The 4,659-nt window shown below is 59.6% G+C and carries 4 protein-coding genes and 1 pseudogene; 1 reads left to right on the top strand and 4 read right to left on the bottom strand.

Annotated elements, in window-relative coordinates:
• Window positions 1-617 (top strand): transposase (locus tag ACILRA_RS20070; RefSeq protein WP_395663826.1); only part of this gene is annotated, 617 nt, incomplete at its 5' end.
• 399 nt (window positions 618-1,016) lie between these two features.
• Here ACILRA_RS20070 and ACILRA_RS20065 read toward each other — a convergent pair.
• From ACILRA_RS20065 to ACILRA_RS20050, 4 genes and pseudogenes are all read right to left on the bottom strand, one after another.
• Window positions 1,017-1,802 (bottom strand): PIG-L deacetylase family protein, encoded by a 786-nt coding sequence (locus ACILRA_RS20065; RefSeq protein WP_395663825.1) that lies wholly within the window; start codon window positions 1,800-1,802, stop codon window positions 1,017-1,019.
• On the bottom strand, window positions 1,799-2,788 hold the full coding sequence (locus tag ACILRA_RS20060) for a Gfo/Idh/MocA family protein (RefSeq protein WP_395663824.1): 990 nt from the start codon (window positions 2,786-2,788) through the stop codon (window positions 1,799-1,801). The genes ACILRA_RS20065 and ACILRA_RS20060 overlap by 4 nt, the downstream gene beginning before the upstream one ends.
• 11 nt (window positions 2,789-2,799) lie before the next feature.
• On the bottom strand, window positions 2,800-3,609 hold the full coding sequence (locus ACILRA_RS20055) for a sugar phosphate isomerase/epimerase family protein (RefSeq protein WP_395663823.1): 810 nt from the start codon (window positions 3,607-3,609) through the stop codon (window positions 2,800-2,802).
• 612 nt (window positions 3,610-4,221) lie between these two features.
• A pseudogene (locus ACILRA_RS20050) lies at window positions 4,222-4,380 on the bottom strand (IS3 family transposase); the annotation flags it as partial.
• Window positions 4,381-4,659: the final 279 nt, after the last annotated feature.

Raw genomic sequence — 4,659 nt, 5'->3', positions numbered from 1 at the left:
CGGCTGACTGGCCGCTATCCCTCTTGCCGGCACCTTTCCCCATGGGCCAGGTGGTCGACTTTTACGCCGCCGCATGGCCCAATTTTACTCCGGCGTTGACAGTCATCGACGCACCGATGAACCGCGCGATTTTCGAGGCATATGTCGAAACCCAGCTGTTGCCCGCTCTCCAGCCGGGCGACGTCGTCATTCTCGATAATCTGTCGAGCCACAAAAGCGAAGCCGCTCAGCGGGCGATCCAGAGCAAAGGCGCCTGGATGCTGTTCCTGCCGCCCTACAGCCCCGACCTGAACCCCATTGAAATGGCCTTCGCAAAGCTCAAGGCCCACCTCCGATCCGCTGCCGCCAGAACCATCGATGATCTCTGGCAAGCCATCGACAATATCTGCGCACTCTTCTCACCAGAAGAATTCTCAAACTACTTTGTTGCCGCAGGTTCGGGTGGAGAATCCGGCGGACGTCCGTCGAGGCGGTTCTGCAGGATCGAGTTCACCGAACTCAGAGTGCGGGCGTTGACCTTCAGCGCCCGGTCGCAGGCCGCTTCGAGCCGCTCCCGGCCATGGCTGCGCTCGAGGCGCAATATCCCCAGGCAGGAGCGGAAGCCTTGTTCGGGGTGAGGCCGCTCGCGCAGGATCGCATCGACGAGAAGCCCCGTTGCCGAACCGACCTGGCTGGCCTAGTCGCGCAACGCTTGCGGTGTGACTTCGGCATGGCGGCGATGGCTGGCCGACATGTGCTCCTTGGGGGAGACGAGGAATGAGATACCCCGCCTCCGAGAATATGGAGATTTTCCAGCTTGTTGAGTAAACGCATCTCCCGGTCCGCCATTACGCGCAATTGCGAACAACTACGCTGGAGCCCGATCAGGATGTGAAGGTGGCGTAATCGGCCTCTGCCGCTTCATTGTGGCGTCGTTCGGCAGCTCTTTTCTCCGGAATATGATAGTTGGGATTCTGCTTGCCTGATCTGCAAATTTACAACGCAGAATCATACCGAATGCTTACGTTTAAAGGCTTTTAGCGCAAATGGGCAGGATCGCGCCACGCCCTGTCCGCCAGTACGTCGCCGAGCGGATCAGCTAACGCGCTAGCGAGCCCCAGGTGCAAGTGGCGGCGATAACCTTCAGCATGGGTGAAACGGCCGGACATCTTGCCAATGGCGAGAGCGTTGGCTTCCGCCTCCTCGACGATCGAGCCCATGGCCTGCGTCGCTTCGAGCCACGCCTGCTGGCTGCGATGGCAGGCGAGAAGCGCGCTCTTGCGTGCGAGTACGCTACTGACATCGACGTAGAGTTCTGGCTGGACCTTTTCGCGCATGGGGCCATGCAGCCCGTGCGGCATGGCATGATAGACAATCGTAGGTCCTGCCCAAGCGGGTTGTGGCGGGTCGCTCACAAAGTTGGGTGCGGCGCGAATGAAGGCACCGGTCACTGCGAGCCGGGCGGCGTTCTGGTGGTCCTCCATATAGTCGGTGAGTGAATGGGTGATGATGATCTGCGGCTTCACCAATCGCACCACGCCCGTGATTTTGGCGATAAGTTCCGGCCGATAGAGGATCGACAAGTCCTCGACAATTGCAGGGTGATAGGTGGCCCCTGCTTGCGCTGCAGCTTCCTCAGCCTCAATCGCGCGAATGTGGGTAATCTCCGCCTTATCGTAGGCCATTGATCCGTAACAGCCGTTGGCGAGGTTCCAGAAATGGATGTTCCAGCCGAGATCTTTGAGCAGCAGCAGGGAACCCGCCACCGTAAACTCGATGTCGTCAGGGTGGGCGACGATGGCAAGTGCCGAGCCAACACTCACAACGTGACGACCTCACCGGTTTCAAGCGAACGGCGCGCGGCATTGGAGGTGGCGACTGCCGACCGCGCCTGCTCTGGCGTACCTTGCTCCGGCGCGCGGCCCTCGCGCAAGCATTGGACGAAATAGGCGATCTGGTTCTCGTACGGATCACCGGGTTTGGGGGTGAGCGGATAGGACTTGCCAGCTTCGTGCACGATGAGACTCGACCCGCCGCCCATTTCCAGGCTCACACCACCTGCCCGGAAGATGAATTCGATCACGCCGCCTTCGCACAAGACCTTCAGTGCGGCGGTGAAGGGATAACCTGCCGGCATGAACTCGCTGCCGTCGACCATGCCATTGACATCGCCATAATCGACGATGGCGTGGATATCGTTCCAAAGCTGCGGCTTCAGCTCGCGACCGCGGGCGTAGACAGATTTCGGCTGGCCGAACAGCCAGTTCAAGGCATCGAAGTCGTGGACGGCGAGATCGAGCACCGCTCCGCCACTCCACGCCGGGTTCAGAAACCAATCTGACCATGCTGGAAGTTGCGAGAGCCGGGTCGCCACGGCGGAGATGGGCTTCCCAATTCTTCCGGATTGCACGAACTCTACCAGGGTCACGTACTCGCCCCAGAAGCGCATCACATGCGCTACCATCAATATCCGCTTCGCCGCCCTGGCCGACGCAACCATGTCATCGGTTTCCTCGGCAAGTAGCGCGAACGGCTTTTCCAGGAGAACGTGCTTGCCCTTCTCAAGCGCCGCGATAGTGGGTGCTGCGTGCAAATGGGTGGGCAGTGTATTGCTGATCGCCACGATCGACGCATCTTCGATGATGGCGCGATCATCGGAAACCGCGCGAGCTCCCACTTCGGCAGCGAGCTTCTCAGCCTTGTCCCTGTTCAGTGAGGAGACGGCAACGATTTCCACGCCCGGGATCTTCGCGTAAGCTCGCGCATGGGTGGTTCCCATGAACCCGGAGCCAAGGATGCCAATTCTCATCGGACTGCCACCTAGTGCAGACCGAGCGCTGAGAGCGTCTTGTAAGAGGACTTCATCGCCTTGTTGACCTCGGCCAGGGACGGCCACGGCTCACCCTTGAACTCGATTTCCACACTCAAAGGTCCCTCGAAGCCACCGCGCTTCATTATCCCCAGAACCTTCTTGAAGTCCACATGACCCTTGCCGATGGCCGGAAAATTCCAGACCTTACCTTCGCCCTGCTTGTCCTTGAGATGGCAATGCACGAGCTTCGGCAAAGCATATGGCAGGTCGTCCACCGCCTTGACCCCGCCATAGAACTCCACGTTTGCCGTATCGTAGTTGATCAGCACATTCTTGCGCCCGATGCGCTTCAACAACGCGATAGCCGCTTTGGCCGATTTGGTGATCTCTCCATGAATTTCGATACCGAGCTTGATGCCACGCCCCGCCGCATCGTCGGCCAAAGTGTGGATGTTACCCATGAAGGCCTCTTCATCCTCAGTCTCGCTGTAATGGCCGCCGATGGCAGTGTTCATGATATCGAGTCCAAGCCGCTCGGTGAGATCGAGCGCCTCGAGGCCGAGCTTCAGTCCGTCCTTGGTGGTCAGATCGGAATGACCGGAGAGCGAAATGGCGATGAGCCCCAGTCTGTTGAGCAAGCGCTGCACGCCACCGAGGGTCCTTCCATCAGCCCCGATCGGCACATGCTCGGTCCAGCCACGCACGGCGGTGAGCTCGACATATTTGTAGCCAGCCGCCGCGATGCCTTCGAGCGCCTCTTCGAGACTATAGGTGTGGTAGGAGTTGGTGTGGCCGCCGAGCCGGTTCTTGAACGGCATAGGTCGCTTCCTTCTATTGTGTAATCGCGACAAGTGTGGCGCATGTGCCTATGCTTGGCAAGTCTCACCAAATGATGCGTATCCCAGAACCTCCTAGGCAAGGTGCAGCATTGGCCCCCCGGTGGTTCTGTAATGGCGTGGGCCACTTGATTAGATGCCGAAGCGGCGCCGCGCGCGCTGGAGATGAAGCAGTGGTGCGAGCCCAAGTAGAGATTGCCCGTGTCGGCCTTATAGATGAAACCACCCTCGCCGCCATTGGAGGGGATGTCCCGGTCGATGATGAAATCTGCAGTAAGATTGGCGTTGCTCTCCGCGAGCCGTAGGCTTGGGATGAATAACGTACAGAATCTTTCGCACTTTTCAAGACGGGCGGCTTCTTTCACATTGAAGGAGGAAAGAGGCCATGAAGGAAGAGAACGAAGGCAGACCGATGGGGCAAGTCATCAAGATCGATGAGGCCCGGATCCGCGACCACCTCGGCGAGATGGTCTGACCTGATGGGGTGGACGGCCTCCACCCAAGCATAATGAGCCAAGATGTGGTTGTCGCCAAACGCCACACAGGAGGCCGCCCATGGATGTGCTGAACGGCAATTCCGCGCTTCTCCGCCTAGGACAGCAGCGTGCCACTGATCAGTTCGGGGCCATTGTCCACCCGAATGGTCAGGGGTTGTCCTCTCCATTCAATGATGCGGTCCAATGTGCGCGTCACCCGCTCCGCCGGTAGCGAGAAGTCCGCCTCGATGCCCAGTCCTTAACGGTTGAAGTCATCCGGGAGGGGCGTGCCGGGGGCACACGAGCGCTCAACCAGCACGCCCACCTACGTTAAGGCTGACCGAGATCAGCCATACGGCCAGTGAAATCTCGAGCCAGCCTTGTGGACTCCGGACGGGTACGCCGCCATTCCCACCGCCGCGCTCGATCCGCCCCACCGTGTGGCGTCTCCCATGGTCCTTGTGTGGTTCCAAGTAGTCGCGAGCCCCGTACCTACCTTCACCTCGATCGACAAGGCGCTCGTCGCCGCCATCATGGGCATCCTATTTATCGTGCA

Source organism: Aestuariivirga sp. (assembly GCF_044239095.1).
Taxonomy (GTDB): Bacteria; Pseudomonadota; Alphaproteobacteria; order Rhizobiales; family Aestuariivirgaceae; genus Aestuariivirga.
This window is presented reverse-complemented; position numbering and strand designations above follow the sequence as displayed.

Coding starts and splice junctions, on each gene's coding strand:
- ACILRA_RS20060 (WP_395663824.1), bottom strand. CDS start 2,788: ATGAGAATTGGCATCCTTGGCTCCGGGTTCATGGGAACCACCCATGCG.
- ACILRA_RS20055 (WP_395663823.1), bottom strand. CDS start 3,609: ATGCCGTTCAAGAACCGGCTCGGCGGCCACACCAACTCCTACCACACC.